This window comes from Azoarcus sp. DD4 (genome assembly GCF_006496635.1).
GTDB lineage: Bacteria > Pseudomonadota > Gammaproteobacteria > Burkholderiales > Rhodocyclaceae > Azoarcus.
Genome location: NZ_CP022958.1, coordinates 3932772 through 3948582 on the forward strand (window position 1 = coordinate 3932772; position 15811 = coordinate 3948582).

Annotated in this window: 16 protein-coding genes; 14 read left to right on the plus strand and 2 right to left on the minus strand. The window is 65.6% G+C overall.

All coding sequences use genetic code 11. The features are described from left to right. Window position 1 precedes the first annotated feature (1 nt). From hemF to rplS, 6 genes are all read left to right on the plus strand, one after another. Window positions 2–910 (plus strand): oxygen-dependent coproporphyrinogen oxidase, encoded by a 909-nt coding sequence (gene hemF / locus CJ010_RS18205; RefSeq protein ID WP_141019363.1) that lies wholly within the window; start codon window positions 2–4, stop codon window positions 908–910. An 84-nt stretch (window positions 911–994) separates the two neighbouring features. Further along, a complete protein-coding gene (locus tag CJ010_RS18210) occupies window positions 995–2698 on the plus strand; it encodes a SulP family inorganic anion transporter (RefSeq protein WP_141019364.1) in 1704 nt (567 codons plus the stop codon). Between the two features lie 82 nt (window positions 2699–2780). Further along, a complete protein-coding gene (rpsP, locus tag CJ010_RS18215; protein ID WP_141019365.1) occupies window positions 2781–3032 on the plus strand; it encodes a 30S ribosomal protein S16 in 252 nt (83 codons plus the stop codon). A gap of 19 nt (window positions 3033–3051) precedes the next feature. Beyond that, window positions 3052–3558, plus strand: coding sequence for a ribosome maturation factor RimM (gene rimM / locus CJ010_RS18220; protein ID WP_141019366.1), 507 nt, complete (start codon window positions 3052–3054; stop codon window positions 3556–3558). Then, window positions 3540–4367 (plus strand): tRNA (guanosine(37)-N1)-methyltransferase TrmD, encoded by an 828-nt coding sequence (gene trmD, locus CJ010_RS18225; RefSeq protein WP_141019367.1) that lies wholly within the window; start codon window positions 3540–3542, stop codon window positions 4365–4367. Before rimM ends, trmD begins: the two co-directional genes overlap by 19 nt. 85 nt (window positions 4368–4452) lie before the next feature. Then, window positions 4453–4839, plus strand: a complete 387-nt coding sequence (gene rplS / locus CJ010_RS18230; protein WP_141019368.1) for a 50S ribosomal protein L19 — start codon at window positions 4453–4455, stop codon at window positions 4837–4839. A 110-nt stretch (window positions 4840–4949) separates the two neighbouring features. On the opposite strand, the gene lptG is transcribed toward rplS, so the two are convergent. Together lptG and lptF are read right to left on the minus strand one after the other, a co-directional pair. Continuing rightward, window positions 4950–6026 (minus strand): LPS export ABC transporter permease LptG, encoded by a 1077-nt coding sequence (lptG, locus tag CJ010_RS18235; RefSeq protein WP_141019369.1) that lies wholly within the window; start codon window positions 6024–6026, stop codon window positions 4950–4952. Between the two features lie 42 nt (window positions 6027–6068). Next, the gene (gene lptF, locus CJ010_RS18240; RefSeq protein ID WP_141019370.1) at window positions 6069–7148 is read right to left on the minus strand and encodes an LPS export ABC transporter permease LptF; all 1080 of its coding nucleotides are present in this window, start codon (window positions 7146–7148) and stop codon (window positions 6069–6071) included. A gap of 133 nt (window positions 7149–7281) precedes the next feature. On the opposite strand from lptF, the gene CJ010_RS18245 reads away from it, so the two are divergent. From CJ010_RS18245 to CJ010_RS18280, 8 genes are all read left to right on the plus strand, one after another. Continuing rightward, on the plus strand, window positions 7282–8784 hold the full coding sequence (locus CJ010_RS18245; RefSeq protein ID WP_141019371.1) for a leucyl aminopeptidase: 1503 nt from the start codon (window positions 7282–7284) through the stop codon (window positions 8782–8784). 5 nt (window positions 8785–8789) lie between these two features. Then, window positions 8790–9227: a DNA polymerase III subunit chi gene (locus tag CJ010_RS18250; RefSeq protein WP_141019372.1), complete on the plus strand. Its 438-nt coding sequence runs from the start codon at window positions 8790–8792 to the stop codon at window positions 9225–9227. Continuing rightward, on the plus strand, window positions 9224–9730 hold the full coding sequence (locus CJ010_RS18255) for a hypothetical protein (protein ID WP_205754816.1): 507 nt from the start codon (window positions 9224–9226) through the stop codon (window positions 9728–9730). The genes CJ010_RS18250 and CJ010_RS18255 overlap by 4 nt, the downstream gene beginning before the upstream one ends. A gap of 97 nt (window positions 9731–9827) precedes the next feature. After that, window positions 9828–12824, plus strand: coding sequence for a valine--tRNA ligase (locus CJ010_RS18260; RefSeq protein WP_141019373.1), 2997 nt, complete (start codon window positions 9828–9830; stop codon window positions 12822–12824). Window positions 12825–13261: 437 nt separating this feature from the next. After that, complete coding sequence (locus tag CJ010_RS25640; RefSeq protein WP_168224982.1) at window positions 13262–13771, plus strand: GspH/FimT family pseudopilin; 510 nt, start codon at window positions 13262–13264, stop codon at window positions 13769–13771. A gap of 19 nt (window positions 13772–13790) precedes the next feature. Further along, entirely contained in the window at window positions 13791–14225 is a 435-nt protein-coding gene (pilV, locus tag CJ010_RS18270; protein WP_240794402.1) for a type IV pilus modification protein PilV, read from the plus strand. Window positions 14226–14230: 5 nt separating this feature from the next. After that, complete coding sequence (locus tag CJ010_RS18275) at window positions 14231–15244, plus strand: PilW family protein (RefSeq protein WP_141019375.1); 1014 nt, start codon at window positions 14231–14233, stop codon at window positions 15242–15244. After that, window positions 15241–15810: a PilX N-terminal domain-containing pilus assembly protein gene (locus tag CJ010_RS18280; protein ID WP_141019376.1), complete on the plus strand. Its 570-nt coding sequence runs from the start codon at window positions 15241–15243 to the stop codon at window positions 15808–15810. The genes CJ010_RS18275 and CJ010_RS18280 overlap by 4 nt, the downstream gene beginning before the upstream one ends. Window position 15811: the final 1 nt, after the last annotated feature.

Consider the following 15811-nt stretch of genomic DNA (forward strand, 5'->3'; position numbering starts at 1 on the left):
CATGGACCTCGCCACCATCAAGCAGTACTTCACCGGCCTGCAGACGCGCATCGTCGCCGAGCTGGAAGCCTTCGACGGCCAAGCCTTCCGTAGCGACGGCTGGGAGCGGCCGGGCGGTGGCGGCGGCCTGACTCGCGTCATCGAGGACGGCAATTTCTTCGAGCGCGGCGGCGTCAACTTCTCGCACGTGATGGGCGACGGCATGCCCGCCTCCGCCACCGCCCACCGGCCGGAACTCGCCGGCCGCCGCTTCGAGGCGATGGGCGTGTCGCTGGTGCTGCATCCGCGCAACCCCTACTGCCCGACCGTGCACATGAATGTGCGCTGTTTCATTGCGCTAGCCGACGGCAAGGCGCCGGTGTGGTGGTTCGGCGGCGGCATGGACCTCACGCCGTATTACGGCTTCGAGGACGACGTCCGCCATTTCCACACCACCTGCAAGGCCGCGGTGCTGCCTTTCGGTGGCGAAGCGGAGCATCGCCGCCTCAAGGACTGGTGCGACCGCTATTTCTTTCTCAAGCACCGCAACGAACCGCGCGGCGTGGGCGGTCTCTTCTTCGACGATCTCGGCGCCGACGGCCAGACGGAATTCGACACGGCCTTCGGCCTCACCCGCTCAGTCGGCGACGCCTTCCTCGACGCATACCTGCCCATCGCCGGTCGTCGACGCGACATCGCCTACGGCGAGCGCGAACGCGATTTCCAGGCCTACCGCCGCGGCCGCTACGTGGAATTCAACCTGGTGTTCGACCGCGGCACACTGTTCGGCCTGCAATCGGGCGGGCGCACCGAATCCATCCTGATGTCGATGCCGCCCATCGTGAAATGGCGCTACGACTGGCATCCGGAAGCGGGCAGCGCCGAAGCCGAGCTCTACGACACCTACCTCCAGCCGCGCGACTGGACCTGACAGTATCAGTCCGAACCGGACAGGCGACGGAACGAAACAGGCCTTGCTAATATAGCGGGCATTTCCTTCGGTCTCGGCCACGCGATGCCTCTGCCCCCGGAGCGCCTGTTTCCCTTTCTCGCCTGGCCACGACAGTGGTCGGGCAGCAGCATACGCGGCGACATTCTGGCCGGCATCACCGTGGCGCTGGTGATGGTGCCGCAATCGCTGGCCTACACCCAGCTTGGCTCGCTGCCGCCACACATCGGCCTGTATGCGGCGTTGCTGCCCACCGTCGTCGGTGCCCTGTTCGGCTCCTGCGGACAGCTTTCCACCGGGCCGGTCGCGCTCACCTCGCTGCTCACCGGCGCCAGCCTGCTGCCGCTGGCGCGTCCGGATACGCCGGAGTTCCTCGCCCTCGCCATCCTGCTGGCACTGATGTCCGGGCTGATCCAGCTCGCGCTCGGCCTGTTCAGGCTCGGCTGGCTACTGAACCTGCTGTCGCACCCGGTGCTGATGGGCTTTCTGAATGCCGCAGCGCTGGTCATCTGCCTGTCTCAGGTACCGCCCCTGATCGGGCTCTCGCTGGCACAGTCCGGCCAGTTTCTCACCGACCTCGTCCGGGCCTTTCAACGCGCCGACGGCCTCCACGCCGCATCGGCCGCGTTCGGCCTCGGCGCACTGGCCGCGCTGCTACTCCTGCGCCGACTGGCACCTCGCTGGCCCGGTGTGCTACTGGTGGTCGCCGCTGCCACGCTGCTGGCCTCGCTCACCGGATTCGCCGCCAACGGCGGGCCGGTGGTCGGCAGCATCCCGACCGGCCTGCCGCCACTGGCCTTGCCGGCGGTCGATCTGCAGGCCGCCGCCAGCCTGCTGCCCACCGCCTTCGTCATCGCCCTGGTGAGCTTCATGGAGGCCGCATCCAGCGCCAAGATCATCTCCGGACGAACCCGCCAGCCCTGGGACCAGAACCAGGAACTGATCGGCCAGGGGCTGGCCAAGATCGTGGCCTCCTTCACCGGCAGCCTGCCGGTCAGCTCGTCCTTCTCGCGCTCCGCACTCAACTACGCCGCCGGCGCACGGACCGGCCTGTCGTCGCTGGTATCGGCCCTGATGGTGCTGCTCACCCTGCTCTACTTCACGCCGCTGCTGTGGCATCTACCGAAACCCGTGCTCGCCGCAGTCATCCTGCTCGCGGTGGCCAACCTGCTCGATTTCAGCGCTCTCGCCCGCGCCTGGAAAACCAGCCGCGACGATGGCTTTGCGGCTACCCTGACCTTCTGCGCAACCCTCGCCTTCGCCCCCAACATCCAGAACGGCATCCTCACCGGCTTGCTGCTCTCGCTCGCACTGATGGTCTATCGCGGCATGAGCCCGCGGGTGGCGTTGCTCGGCCTGCACGAGGACGGCACCTACCGCGATCTCGAACGCTTCGGCCTGCGCCACCCCCATCCGCAGCTGGTAATCCTGCGTTTCGACAGCCCGCTCAGCTTCGTCACTGCGGCCACCTTCGAAGACGCCATGCTGCGCGCCGCGCGCGCCCAGCCCGACGTCCGCATCGTCCTGGTATCGGCTGCCGGCATCAACGACATCGATGCCACCGGCCTGCACGTGCTGCGCGGCCTGGTCGACCGCTTTCGCAGCCAGGGCCAGGCGATTGCCTTTTGCGGCCTGAAGAAGCAGGTGATCGATACCATGCAGCGCGACCCACTGTGGGTGGCACTCGAGCCCCGGGCCGGCTTCCGCACCGAGCAGCAGGCGGTGGCGACCCTGCTCGCCCCACTCGAGCAGCCGGAATCGATGCGCTAAACCCCTGACATGGCTTGTGACTTTCCGGGCTTTGCCTTATCATGCACGGCTTTTCGCATCTACCGAATACAGGACACACAGAATGGTCGTCATTCGCCTTGCCCGTGGCGGCGCCAAAAAGCGCCCGTTCTTCAACATCGTTGCCGCCGATTCCCGCAATCGTCGTGACGGTCGCTTCATCGAGCGCGTGGGTTACTACAACCCGGTGGCCTCCGGTGCCGAGAAGGGCCTGGTCGTCAACGCCGAACGCCTGGCCTACTGGGAGCAGAACGGCGCCCAGCTGTCGCCGACCGTCGCCCGTCTCGTCAAGCAGGCCGCCAAGGCCGCTGCCTGATCGTTCAGGTCGTCGCCAAATGATGGTTCTGGGGCGCATCGTCGCCCCTTTTGGCGTTCAGGGCTGGCTCAAGATCCACCCCTTCGGGGACGATCCGGCCTCCTGGCGCAAGATGTCGCACTGGTGGCTGGCGGACGATCCGGACGCGCCGGACGAAGCCTGGGTGGAATACAAGCTCATCGCCTGCCGGCCGCACGGCAAGGGTCTGGTCGCCACGCTGGACGGCATCCCCGACCGCAATGCGGCCGAAGCCATCGAAGGACGTTACGTCGGGGCACCGCGTGCAGCGATGCCGGCGACCGCGCAGGACGAATACTACTGGGGCGACCTCGTCGGCCTGGCAGTAGTGAATGAAGCGGATGAAGCACTGGGCACCGTAAGCGGCCTGCTTTCGACTGGCGCGCACGATGTCCTGCAGATACAGGATGGCGATGTCGAACGGCTCGTCCCCTTCGTCGCCGCCTACGTACTCGATGTAGACCTCACCGCCCGGCGCATCCGGGTGGCATGGCAGAAAGACTGGTGACAGCGCCGAATGCTGACGGACGGGCGGCGACAGCACGCCGCTACGACGTGGTCACGCTGTTCCCGGAGATGTTCGCGGCACTGACCGCGAGCGGCATTACACGGCGCGCGCGCGACCGGGGCCTGTACGAGATCGGGTTTCACAACCCGCGGGACTTCGCCACCGACGCGCACCGCACGGTGGACGACCGCCCCTACGGCGGCGGCCCCGGCATGGTGATGCTGGCCGAGCCATTGGAGCAGTCCATCGGCGAGGCACGCGCTGCGCAGCAGGCAGCCATAGGCTGCAGCGGCCCGGTGATCTACCTGTCGCCCCAGGGGCGCACACTGGATCACGGCCGCGTGCTGAAACTGGCCGCGACGCCGGGCATGATCCTGCTCTGCGGCCGCTACGAAGGCGTGGATCAGCGCCTGTTGGATCGCTGCGTGGACGAGGAGATTTCGCTCGGCGATTTCGTCCTCTCCGGCGGCGAACTGCCGGCAATGGTGCTGCTGGACGCAGTCATCCGGCAGTTGCCTGGTGCATTGAACGATGCCGATTCGGCGGTGGAGGATTCCTTCGTCGACGGCCTGCTGGATTGCCAGCACTACACCCGCCCCGAGGTCTACGGGGGCCTGCGGGTGCCGGAAGTCCTGCTGTCGGGCAACCACGCGCTGATCCGGCGCTGGCGACTGAAGCAGGCGTTGGGGCGCACCGCCTTGCGCCGCCCCGACCTGCTCGCCGCACGCCGGCTGAGCAAGGAAGAATTGAACCTGCTTGAGGAATTCAGGCGGGAGCAAGCTGGAGCCGAGGACGGCAGTATCGTCTGAACGCTCGATCATAAACCGCGCGCAACAGGTGGCGACCTGCTCTGCCGCAAGGCCAAGTGCCGTTGACCATAGTGGAGTCAAACAAATGAACCTGATTCAGCTGCTCGAACAGGAAGAAATCGCCCGCCTCAGCGCTGGCAAGACCATCCCGGCTTTCGCCCCTGGCGACACCGTCGTGGTTCAAGTCAAGGTTAAGGAAGGCAACCGCGAACGTCTGCAGGCGTACGAAGGCGTGGTGATCGCGAAGCGCAACCGCGGTCTGAACTCCTCCTTCATCGTCCGCAAGATCTCGTCCGGCGAAGGCGTGGAACGTACGTTCCAGACCTACTCCCCGCTGGTCGCGACCATCGAAGTCAAGCGCCGCGGTGACGTCCGCCGTGCCAAGCTGTACTACCTGCGCCAGCGCTCGGGCAAGTCGGCACGCATCAAGGAAAAGCTGGACTACAAGTCGGCTGCCGCGAAGAAGGCATAAAACTGGCTGCGCTTCGGCGCATCAGTTGCGAAAACGGGCCCGCGAGGGCCCGTTTTCTTTTGGTCGCAACCTTGTGCGGCAGGCGCCGCCCGAAAACTTGAAAATACTGCTCAGCGTCGCTCGACCGTATAGAGCATCGCCGCCGCCGCCGCGAGGAAGATCAGGCTCGGCGTCAGCGCGGCCAGCGCCGGCGGCCAGGCGTTGATCACACCCAGGTTGGACGCCAGGCCGTTCAACAGATGGAAGCCTATCCCCAGCATGACCCCGAGGAAGACCTTGACGCTGACGCCCCCCATGCGGTCGTGGGTGAAGGCGAAGGGCAACGCAAGCGCAATCATCACCAGAACCGCAAACGGATAGATCAGCTTCTTCCACAGCGCGATCTCGTAGCGGTCGGCGTTCTGCTGGTTGTCGCGCAGGTGGCGGATGTAGGCCCAGAGATTGGTCACCGACATCCGCTCCGGCACCACCATCAGCACGCTCAGCACCTCTGGCGTGAGCTCGGAGCGCCAGATGAACTCATCGAGCTGCTCGAGTTCGGTCCGCTCCGTACCGAAGCGGGTGCGCTGGATGTCGCGCAGCTTCCACTGCCCGTCGCCGTCATAGACGCCACTCGCCGCCTCGCTCACGGATTCCAGCCCGTAGTCCTCGTCGAAGGCATAGATCCGGACCTTCTCCATCGAGCGGTCCGGACGCAGGGTACGCACGTTGATCACCATGCGCCCATCCTTGACCCACAGGCCGGAGCGCAGTTGCTGCGACACCGAGGCATTGGTCGCCACCAGACGCCATTGCTGGGCAGCGCTTTCGGCCGGTGGCGCGATGTACTCGCCGAACACGAAGGTGAGGACCACGAAAACGCTGCCGATCAACCCCAGGGTACGCAGCATCCGCCACGTCGACAGCCCGGAGGCGCGCATTACCGTGATCTCGGAGTGGCGCGCGAGCGTGGTCAGCGCATACAGCGAGCCGATCAGCACTGCGATCGGCAGCAGTTCGTAAACGCGCCCCGGCACGATCATCGCCACGTAGATCATCGCGTGGTGCAGTTCGTAGCCTTCCTTGCCAACGCTATCGAGTTCGTTGATGAAATCGAAGAAGGCAAACAGGCCGAGGAAGGCGATCAATACCGTGGCGGTGGCGCCGAAGATCTCGCGCGCCAGGTAGCGCGACAGCACTTTACTCATGGATTCGACACTCCGGCCGCTCGCCGACGCCCACGACGGCGTTCAAGCGCGCGCCCTCCAGAAGGGGGACACCGCGAGGCGCCGGTAGAACATCAGCGCCATCAGACCGAGCACGACGAGATGCGGCAGCAACACCGCCAGCTCGAAGCGCAGGCGCCCCTGCGACACCCAGGCCTGGCTGACGGTGATCGCGTTGCTGTAGATCAGGTAAGTGAGGATGGCGATCAACAGGTTGTTGGTACGCCCTGCACGCGGATTCACGAACGACAGGGGAATCGCCAGCAAAGCCAGCAGCAGGGCTGCGAGCGGCATGCCGACGCGACCCGCGAGTTCGCCGAGATTGCGATCGTCCGGAGAGCTCAACAACTCGGCCGTGGGTCGCGTACGCGTGCGCGGCGGCTGCCCCATGGCCTGGCGCTCCTCGATCTGCACCGAATAGCGCTCGAAACTCATCACCCGGTATTCCGGCGTCCCCGGCTTGCCGTCGTAGCGCCGCCCCTTTTCCAGTACGACGAAACGGTTGCCCTCGGCATCGGTGCTCAGGTAGCCCTCGGAAGACGCAATCACCGTCAGCCGTCCTTCACGCTCGTCGCTGACGAAGACATTGCGGACCCGACCGTTCTCGCCCGCCCCGCCCTCGACGAAGAACACCCGCCGGGAGCCGGCGGATTCGCGAAAGACACCGGGCGCCACGCGCTGGGTATCGTCACGCGTTTCCAAGCGTTCGCGGTACTCGGCATTCTTGAGGTGCGCCCACGGCCCGAGGAACAGCGTCACGCCGCCGATCACCAACACCAGAGGCAGGGCAAAGCGCAACACCGGGCCGATCCACGCGGTGAGCGGCACGCCGGCGGCGAACCACACCACCATCTCGGAATCCCGGTAACTGCGCGACAGGGTCAGCAACACCGCCACGAAGACGGTGAGCGTCAACACGATGGGCAGCTCGGTGAGCGCGCCAAACCCGATCAGCGCCAGCACCGCGTCCGACGGCACGCCACCGCCGGCCGCCTGGCCGAGCAGGCGGATCAGCACTGTGGTGATCAGGATCGCGAACAGCGCAACGAACACCGCCGCGGCGGTGTGGGTGAATTCCCGCTGAAGGGCGCGGCGGAAGATCATCGCGCGAAGAATGAACCGTTATGCATTGGGGAAGGAAGCAATTGCCGGGTCTTGCCGGTTTTGACGGCCTCGCCGGGAACGGGCCATAATCGGCCGGAAGTCCAGACGACGCGTCTTTCCCAGGAGCAAGCCCGTGGAATTTACCATAAAGACCGCCTCCCCGGAGAAGCTCCGGGCCGGCGTTCTGGTCGTCGGCGCCTTCGCCGACGGCAGCCTCACCCCGCCCGCCCAGGCCATCGACAAGGCCTCCAAGGGCAAACTCGCCCAGCTCATCAAGCGCGGCGATCTCGACGACAAGGCGGGATCCACCGTGATGCTGCACGAACTTGCCGGCACTGCCGCCGAACGCGTGCTGCTGGTGAGCCTCGGCAAAGCTGCGGACTTCTCCGACAAAGCCTTCCGCGACGCGCTTTCCAGTGTCGCAAAGGCGCTCTCGGGCGGCGTCGCCAAGGATGCCGCCATCACCCTCGCCGACGCCGACCTTCCCGAGCGCCCGCTTGCCTGGCGGCTGCAGCAGATCAGCCGGGTGATCGCCGACGGCGCCTACCGTTTCGAAGCACCCAAGGCCGGCGGCAAGGACGGCAAGAAGGAGCGCGGTGCGCGCAAGATCACGCTGGTGATCGGCGACAAGGTCAATGCCGAACTCGAGGCCGCCGTCCGCCGCGGCCAGGCGATCGCCGAAGGCATGGCGCTGGCCAAGGACCTCGGCAACCTGCCGGGCAACGTGTGCACACCTGCCTACCTTGCCGACACCGCCGAAGCGCTCGGCAAGCAGTTCAAGTTCGACGTCGAAGTGCTCGAGCGCGCCGACATGGAAAAGCTCGGCATGGGCTCGCTGCTGTCGGTCGCCAAGGGTTCGCACATTCCGCCCAAATTCATCGTCATGCATTACAAGGGCGGCAAGACCAAGGCCAAACCCGTGGTGCTGGTCGGCAAGGGCATCACCTTCGACACCGGCGGCATCTCGTTGAAGCCGGGCGCCGAGATGGACGAGATGAAGTACGACATGTGCGGCGCCGCCAGCGTGCTCGGCACCTTCAAGGCAATCGCGCGCATGGCGCTGCCGCTCAACGTCGTCGGCATTGTCCCGGCCACCGAGAACATGCCGGGCGGCAACGCCACCCGGCCGGGCGACGTCGTCACCTCGATGTCGGGCCAGACCATCGAAATCCTCAACACCGACGCCGAAGGCCGTCTCATCCTGTGCGACGCGCTGACCTACGCGGAGCGCTTCAAGCCGGCCTGCGTCGTCGACATCGCGACGCTGACCGGGGCCTGCGTGGTGGCGCTCGGCAAGATCCCCAGCGGCCTGCTCGCCAATGACGATGACCTCGCCGCCGAGCTGCTCAAGCGCGGCACCGAATCCGGCGACCGCGCCTGGCAACTGCCGCTGTGGGACGACTACCAGGATCTGCTCAAGAGCAACTTCGCCGACATGGCCAACATCGGCGGGCGCTACGGCGGCACCATCACCGCCGCCTGCTTCCTGGCCCGCTTCACCAAGGCCTACAAGTGGGCTCACCTCGACATCGCCGGCACCGCCTGGGTGTCGGGCGACGCCAAGGGTGCCACCGGTCGACCGGTGCCACTGCTGTCCGAGTTCCTCATCGGTCGCGCCGCCGGCAAGGCGGAGTGAAGACGGTGACCAAGGTCCAGTTCTACCACAACACCCCGGACCGGCTTGCGCTCGCCTGCGAGCTGGTCACGCGCGCCCAGGCCGGCGGTCGGCAGGTCGCCGTCCGCCTGCCGGACACCGGCATGGCGCGCAAGCTGGACCTGATGCTGTGGACGAGCGAACCGCTCGCCTTCGTACCCCACGTGATGAACGACTCACCACTCGCGGCCGAAACACCGGTGCAGATCGGCACGCCAGGCAACGACGTCCGCTGGCCGCATGGAGATGTGCTGTTCAATCTTGCGGACGACCTGCCCCCCGGTTTCGACACCTTCCGCACCATCGTCGAGATCGTCGGTCAGAGCGAGGCTGAAAAGAACCCGGCGCGCATGCGCTGGATGCAGTACAAGGCGCGCGAACTGCCGCTCAAGGCCTTCGACGCCGAACGCCGGGTGGCGCTGTGAAAGACTGGCCACTGCGCAGCGAGACCGAGGCCGAGATTGCCCGCGCCGACGATCTGCTCGACAAGGCCGACGCCCTGCTCCGACGCCATCGCGATACTGGGCCGGAGCCCGTCGTCACCGAGAGCGATCCGACCTTGCCCCTGGCAGACGGCGACGATCTGCCCATCCTCACCGATATCGTCGACGAGTTCGATGCCGACATTCCCGTCCTCACCGACGCCGCTCCGCCCGTTGCCACCTCGCCCCCGCCGGCCACCATTCCTGCCGCGGCCGCGCACGGTATCGATCCGGCCATCGTCGCCGAGCACCTGATCGAGATCGACACCGAGATCAGCCGCGAGGTCGAGGCCTGGCTGGCCAACGAACTGCCCCAGATCCTCTCGCGCGAACTCGACGCCCTGGTCGAAAAAGTGCGCCGCGAAACGCTCGCCCACCTGCGCGCCACCCTGCTTCCCACCCTATCCGAACGCATTGCCCGACGGCTGAACGCACTGGACGACTGAGTATCCTCGCCAGCAGGCATAGCGCGGCGACGGCCACGGGTTGCCGTGCGGCATCCGTTATAATCCGCCCCTTTCCTTCAAGCGCCCGAACACCACCATGGAATTGGCCAAGAGTTTCGAGCCGGCGGCCATCGAGGCCCGTCGCTACCCCGAATGGGAATCCCGCGGCTACTTCGACGCCGGTCTCGACGAGTCGAACCCCAACGCATTCTGCATCCTGCTGCCGCCGCCCAACGTCACCGGCACGCTGCACATGGGGCACGGCTTCAACCAGACCATCATGGACGCGCTCACCCGCTACCACCGCATGCGGGGCCACAACACGCTGTGGCAGCCGGGCACCGACCATGCCGGCATCGCCACCCAGATCGTCGTCGAGCGCCAGCTTGACGCCCAGGGCGTCAGCCGCCACGACCTCGGCCGCGAGAAATTCCTCGAGAAGGTGTGGGAGTGGAAGGAATACTCCGGCGGCACCATCACCCGCCAGATGCGCCGCCTGGGCACCAGCCCGGACTGGAAGCGCGAGCGCTTCACGATGGACGAGGGCCTGTCGAAGACCGTCACCGAGACCTTCGTCCGCCTCTATAACGAGGGGCTGATCTACCGCGGCAAGCGCCTGGTCAACTGGGACCCGAAGCTCGGTACCGCGGTGTCCGACCTGGAAGTGGTGTCGGAAGAAGAGGACGGCAAGCTCTACCACATCCTCTACCCCTTCTCCGACGGCCCGATCAGCGGCCTGAAGGGCCTCACCGTCGCCACCACCCGTCCCGAGACCCTGCTCGGCGACGTCGCGGTGATGGTGCATCCGGAAGACGAACGCTACGCCCACCTGATCGGCAAGACCGTTGCGCTGCCGCTCACCGGCCGCCACATCCCCATCATCGCCGACGACTACGTCGATCGCGAGTTCGGCACCGGCTGCGTCAAGGTCACCCCCGCGCACGACTTCAACGACTATGCGGTCGGCCAGCGCCACCAGCTCGACATGATCGTGGTGCTCAAGCTCGACGGCAGCGTGCCCGCCGTCGCCGAACGCTACACCACCGACGGCCAGGCGCTGGAAGGCGTGGCGATGCCCGCCAATGTCGCCGGTCTCGACCGCGTGCCGGCGCGCGACAAGGTGGTCGCCGAACTCGAAGCCCTCGGCCTGATGCTGGAGATCAAGGCCCACAAGCTGCAGGTGCCGCGCGGCGACCGCACCAACGTGGTCATCGAGCCCATGCTCACCGACCAGTGGTTCGTCGCCATGAGCAAGCCCGGCGCGGACGGCAAGAGCATCACCGAAAAGGCGCTGGAAGTAGTCGCCTCGGGCGAGATCCGCTTCTACCCGGAAAACTGGGTCAACACCTACAACCAGTGGCTCAACAACATCCAGGACTGGTGCATCTCGCGCCAACTGTGGTGGGGCCACCGCATCCCCGCCTGGTACGACGACGAAGGCCGCATCTACGTCGCCGCCAACGAGGAAGCAGCCATCCACGCCTGGAAAGCCGACCTCGAAGCCGAAATCGGCCGCCTCCAGGGCGAGGTCCAGGCGTGCCAGGCGCAGGGCCAGACGGCCGAGCACTACCCGGAACTCGCCGAGCGCCTGTCAGTGCTGCACGCCCGCTATGAAGAGGGCAAGCTGCGCCAGGAAGACGACGTGCTAGACACCTGGTACTCGTCCGCGCTGTGGCCGTTCTCGACCCTGGACTGGACGCCAGAGTGGCCGGCCAGGAGCAACCCAGCGCTCGACCTCTACCTGCCGTCCACCGTGCTGGTCACCGGCTTCGACATCATCTTCTTCTGGGTCGCCCGGATGGTGATGATGACCAAGCACATCACCGGCAAGATCCCGTTCAAGCACGTTTATGTGCATGGCCTGATCCGCGACGCGGAAGGCCAGAAGATGTCGAAGTCCAAGGGCAACGTGCTCGACCCGATCGACCTGATCGACGGCATCGGCATCGACGAGCTGGTGCAAAAGCGCACCTTCGGCCTGATGAACCCCAAGCAGGCGCAGAGCATCGAGAAGAAGACGCGCAAGGAATTCCCGGAAGGCATCCCCGCCTTCGGCACCGACGCGCTGCGCTTCACCTTCGCCTCGCTCGCCAGCCCTGGGCGCGACATCAAGTTCGACCTCGCCCGCTGCGAGGGCTACCGCAACTTCTGCAACAAGCTGTGGAACGCCACGCGCTTCGTGCTGATGAACTGCGAGGGCCAGGACTGCGGCATGGACCCGCACGAGCCCGGCACCTGCGTGCCCGGCGGCTACCTCGACTTCTCCTTCGCCGACCGCTGGATCGTCTCCCGCCTGCAGCGCACCGAGGCCGAGGTCGCCGCGCAGTTCGAGGCCTACCGCTTTGACCTGGTCGCGCGTGCGGTCTATGAATTCGTCTGGGACGAGTACTGCGACTGGTACCTCGAACTCGCCAAGGTGCAGATCCAGAACGGCACGCCGGAACAGCAACGCGCCACCCGCCGCACCCTGCTGCGTGTGCTGGAAACCGTGCTGCGGCTTGCCCACCCGCTGATCCCCTTCATCACCGAAGAGTTGTGGGAAACCGTGGCCCCGCTGGCCGGTCGCAAGGACGCCGCCAGCATCATGCTGGCGCGCTACCCGCAGGCTGACATGGGCCGCATCGACGAGGCTTCGGAGGCACAGGTCGCCGAACTCAAGGCGCTGATCTACGCCTGCCGCAACCTGCGCGGCGAGATGAACATCTCCCCGGCGCAGCGTCTGCCGCTGGTGGCTGCCGGCGATGCCGAAATGCTCGGCCGCTACGCGCCCTACCTTGCCGGCCTGGCCAAGCTCGCGGAAGTCGAGATCGTCGCCGAGATCGGCGCCGACGAACTCGCCCCGGTGGCGGTGGCCGGCGAAACCCGGCTGATGCTCAAGGTGGAGATCGACATCGCCGCCGAACGCGAGCGTCTCGGCAAGGAAATCGCCCGCCTCGAAGGCGAGGTCGCCAAGGCCGAAGGCAAGCTCGGCAATGCCAGCTTCGTCGACCGCGCGCCGGCCGCGGTGGTGCAACAGGAGCGCGACCGCCTGGCCGGCTTCAAGGCCACGCTGGAACAGCTGCGCCCGCAGCTCGCCAAGCTCACCGGTCGCTGAACGCTGCCGTACCACGACCCGCATTGCCTCACAGCAATGCGGGTCCAGGCCGCCCATCCGGACCCGGGCGGCCAACACCCTCCCCCCTGCCCGATCCACCCCGCGCTCCGGCCAGTCCGGATTGCGTCGATCGGACACGCATTCCCCCGCCTCCCGCGTCGCACTGTCGTTCGCCCAGCCTCGCCGTTGCCGGCATGCACACCCGCAGCCATCGTGCGCGCCACTCTCAAATAGATATTCCGTAGTACTCCCTTCAGCCGATCTAATGCGCCACCTGCCTCCGCGCCGTCTTCCTGCACGCGGAGATCCGACGCGGACGATCGCAGGGAACAGAATACCTATCTGCCAACAGTCGTGAAATATTTCACGGATATGCCTTTGCTATTGCTGGTTATGCTAAATTAATTTATCGAAAAGCATTAAGATTCATTCTCAACATGTCCACCCAGTCTCCTTCCTTGCGCCTCACCCTTGCCCGGACCAGGCGTCTCTCAGGGGGCTTCACGCTCGTCGAGATGATGGTCGTTCTCGCCGTGCTCGGGATTCTTTTCGGCATCGCCGTTCCTGCCTCGCAGTCTTTTCTGACCAGCACCCGGCTGACGACCGCAGCCAACGACGTCTTGCTCGGACTCACCCTCGCACGAAGTGAAGCCGTACGGCGCAACACCACCGTCTTTTTCTGCCTGTCGACGACAAACGGCGGCTGGAGCGTTCATCGCGTACCGGGTGAGGGCATCCGCGAAGGCATTTTGCCCAGCACCGTCCGTGTCGAGGCAAGCAATCTCGACATGACCAGCCTCGCGGACTCGGCCTGCGTCCGCTTCCGTCCCGACGGTCTGGCCTACGGCGCCGGGAGCGCATTGATGACTGATGGTCAGATCACCTTGAGCATCGGTGCGAGCAACCGCGTGGTCAACATACGAACGGGGGGAGCCTATGTCGGCTAGACGACGGAACCTGGGCAGCATGCGGAATCGGCAGGGTGGCTTCAGCCTGCTCGAAGTACTGATCGGCGTGGTCGTCTTTGCCATCGGCCTGCTGGGCATGGCGTCCCTGCAGATGAACGCGCTCAAGAACAACCACAGCAGTTCGTTGCGCATGCAGGCGGTGGTTCTCAGCTATTTCATGTTCGACGCCATGCGGGCGAATCGCGCCGACGTCGAAAGCGGGAACTACAACCTGGCGAAGACCTGCGAGATTCCCGCGCCAGGTTCGACACTCGTCGCCAACGACCAGCGTTACTGGCTGGAACGCTTGAAGGAAGCCCTCGGCAACGCGGAGTCGACCTGCGGCGAGATCGAATGCGACGGGATGAACTGCTCCGTCCGGGTCTATTGGGACGACAGTCGTGGCGTCGGTGGTAGCAGCACAGAAGTATTCGAGACCTCCACCCGGCTCTGAGCGCAATGAATTCGAATCCAGCAAAAGTCCAGGCCGGCCTGACGCTCGTCGAGTTGATGGTGGCGATGGCAATCGGCATGCTGCTGATACTCGCGGTCAGCAACATCTTTCTTGCGCAACGCCAAGCCTACCGGGTGAACGAGAACCTCGCCCACATGCAGGACAGCGGCCGTACCGCCTTCGAACTGATGGCGCGCGAACTCCGCGAAGCCGGCGGCAATGCCTGCGGAACCACCCGTATCGGCAATGTGGTCAACGGCGCCAGCGGTTCGATATGGCTCGACTGGGAACGCGGCGGCGTCGAAGGCTTCGACGGTGGCCAGGACATGCCGGGCGTGAGCACCGGAACGGAGGCGGCCGAACGGGTGGCCGGCACCGACGCGTTGGTATTGCGTTCGGCCTCGTTGAACGAAGGCGTGATCATCACCGATCACCAGACCACGTCCGCGCAGTTCAAGGTCAACACCACCGCTCACGGTTTCGTGCCGGGCGACATCGTGATGGCGTGCGACTACCGGCAGGCTGCCATCCTGCAGATCACCAATGCCTCGTCGTCCAACAGCACCATCGTTCACAACACCGGCGCCGGTACGCCCGGCAACTGCAGCAAGGGCCTGGGCTTTCCGACCGACTGCGATTCGGTGGTGGGTAACGAATACAGCTTTGAAGGCAACGGCTTCCTCAACCGCCTCACAACTTCGGCGTGGTTCATCGGCAATAACGACCATGGCGGACGTTCGCTCTTCCGCATCGTCAATGATGGCGCAGCTCAGGAAATCGCCGAAGGGGTCGCCGACATGCAGCTGGAGTACCTCACCAGGACCGGCTCCTCGCCCGCCTCGGACTATGTGGATGCCATGTCGGTCGACGACTGGGCGAACGATGCGTCGTCGCTCGTCATAGGCGTACGTGTGACGCTGCAGGTCGAGTCCCGCCAGAACGTCGGCGTGGATGCGGGGCGGCTGTCACGACGCATCGTCCACGTCGTCAGCCTGCGCCACAGGGAGATCGTGCAATGAAGCGCCCGTCGACACCCGCAGGCGAACGCGGAGCGGCCCTGATCGTCGCGCTGATCCTGTTGATCGTCATGACCTTGCTGGGTCTGTCCGGCGTCCGCATGGTTGTCCTCGAAGAGCGCATGACGGCCAATGCCTTCGACCGCAGCCTGTCCTTCCAGGCTGCCGAAGCGGCGCTCCGGGCCGGCGAGGCGGCCGCGCAGGCGCAGGCCGAAGCGATTCCACCGAACCAGCTCTTCCCGGACAACGGCGTCTGGACCGACTCCAACGACAGCTGCACGGCATCCCCCTGCGAAAGCGGCCTGTGCGCGCAGCCCGACAAGGACTGCACCGCGCGCTGGCTGGACACCGATTTCAACGACTGGGTCGACGTCCCGAATCCTGGCCTAGGTGCGCTGGCACCCACGCCGCAGTACTTCATCGAGTTTCTCGGCGGCAATTTCCCCTGCAACATCGAAGATCCCGCCGCGGGTGCCATGGACTGCAAGCGGTATCGGGTAACCGCCCGCAGTCATTCGGACGACGACCGCGCGGTCGTCATGCTTCAGTCGATCTACGCAACGGAATAGA

What these genes read in the sequence shown, in the direction of transcription:
- hemF (WP_141019363.1), top strand. Translation starts at nt 2, where the DNA reads ATGGACCTCGCCACCATCAAGCAGTACTTCACCGGCCTGCAGACGCGC.
- CJ010_RS18210 (WP_141019364.1), top strand. Translation starts at nt 995, where the DNA reads ATGCCTCTGCCCCCGGAGCGCCTGTTTCCCTTTCTCGCCTGGCCACGA.
- rpsP (WP_141019365.1), top strand. Translation starts at nt 2,781, where the DNA reads ATGGTCGTCATTCGCCTTGCCCGTGGCGGCGCCAAAAAGCGCCCGTTC.
- rimM (WP_141019366.1), top strand. Translation starts at nt 3,052, where the DNA reads ATGATGGTTCTGGGGCGCATCGTCGCCCCTTTTGGCGTTCAGGGCTGG.
- trmD (WP_141019367.1), top strand. Translation starts at nt 3,540, where the DNA reads ATGGCAGAAAGACTGGTGACAGCGCCGAATGCTGACGGACGGGCGGCG.
- rplS (WP_141019368.1), top strand. Translation starts at nt 4,453, where the DNA reads ATGAACCTGATTCAGCTGCTCGAACAGGAAGAAATCGCCCGCCTCAGC.
- lptG (WP_141019369.1), bottom strand. Translation starts at nt 6,026, where the DNA reads ATGAGTAAAGTGCTGTCGCGCTACCTGGCGCGCGAGATCTTCGGCGCC.
- lptF (WP_141019370.1), bottom strand. Translation starts at nt 7,148, where the DNA reads ATGATCTTCCGCCGCGCCCTTCAGCGGGAATTCACCCACACCGCCGCG.
- CJ010_RS18260 (WP_141019373.1), top strand. Translation starts at nt 9,828, where the DNA reads ATGGAATTGGCCAAGAGTTTCGAGCCGGCGGCCATCGAGGCCCGTCGC.
- CJ010_RS25640 (WP_168224982.1), top strand. Translation starts at nt 13,262, where the DNA reads ATGTCCACCCAGTCTCCTTCCTTGCGCCTCACCCTTGCCCGGACCAGG.
- pilV (WP_240794402.1), top strand. Translation starts at nt 13,791, where the DNA reads ATGCGGAATCGGCAGGGTGGCTTCAGCCTGCTCGAAGTACTGATCGGC.
- CJ010_RS18275 (WP_141019375.1), top strand. Translation starts at nt 14,231, where the DNA reads ATGAATTCGAATCCAGCAAAAGTCCAGGCCGGCCTGACGCTCGTCGAG.
- CJ010_RS18280 (WP_141019376.1), top strand. Translation starts at nt 15,241, where the DNA reads ATGAAGCGCCCGTCGACACCCGCAGGCGAACGCGGAGCGGCCCTGATC.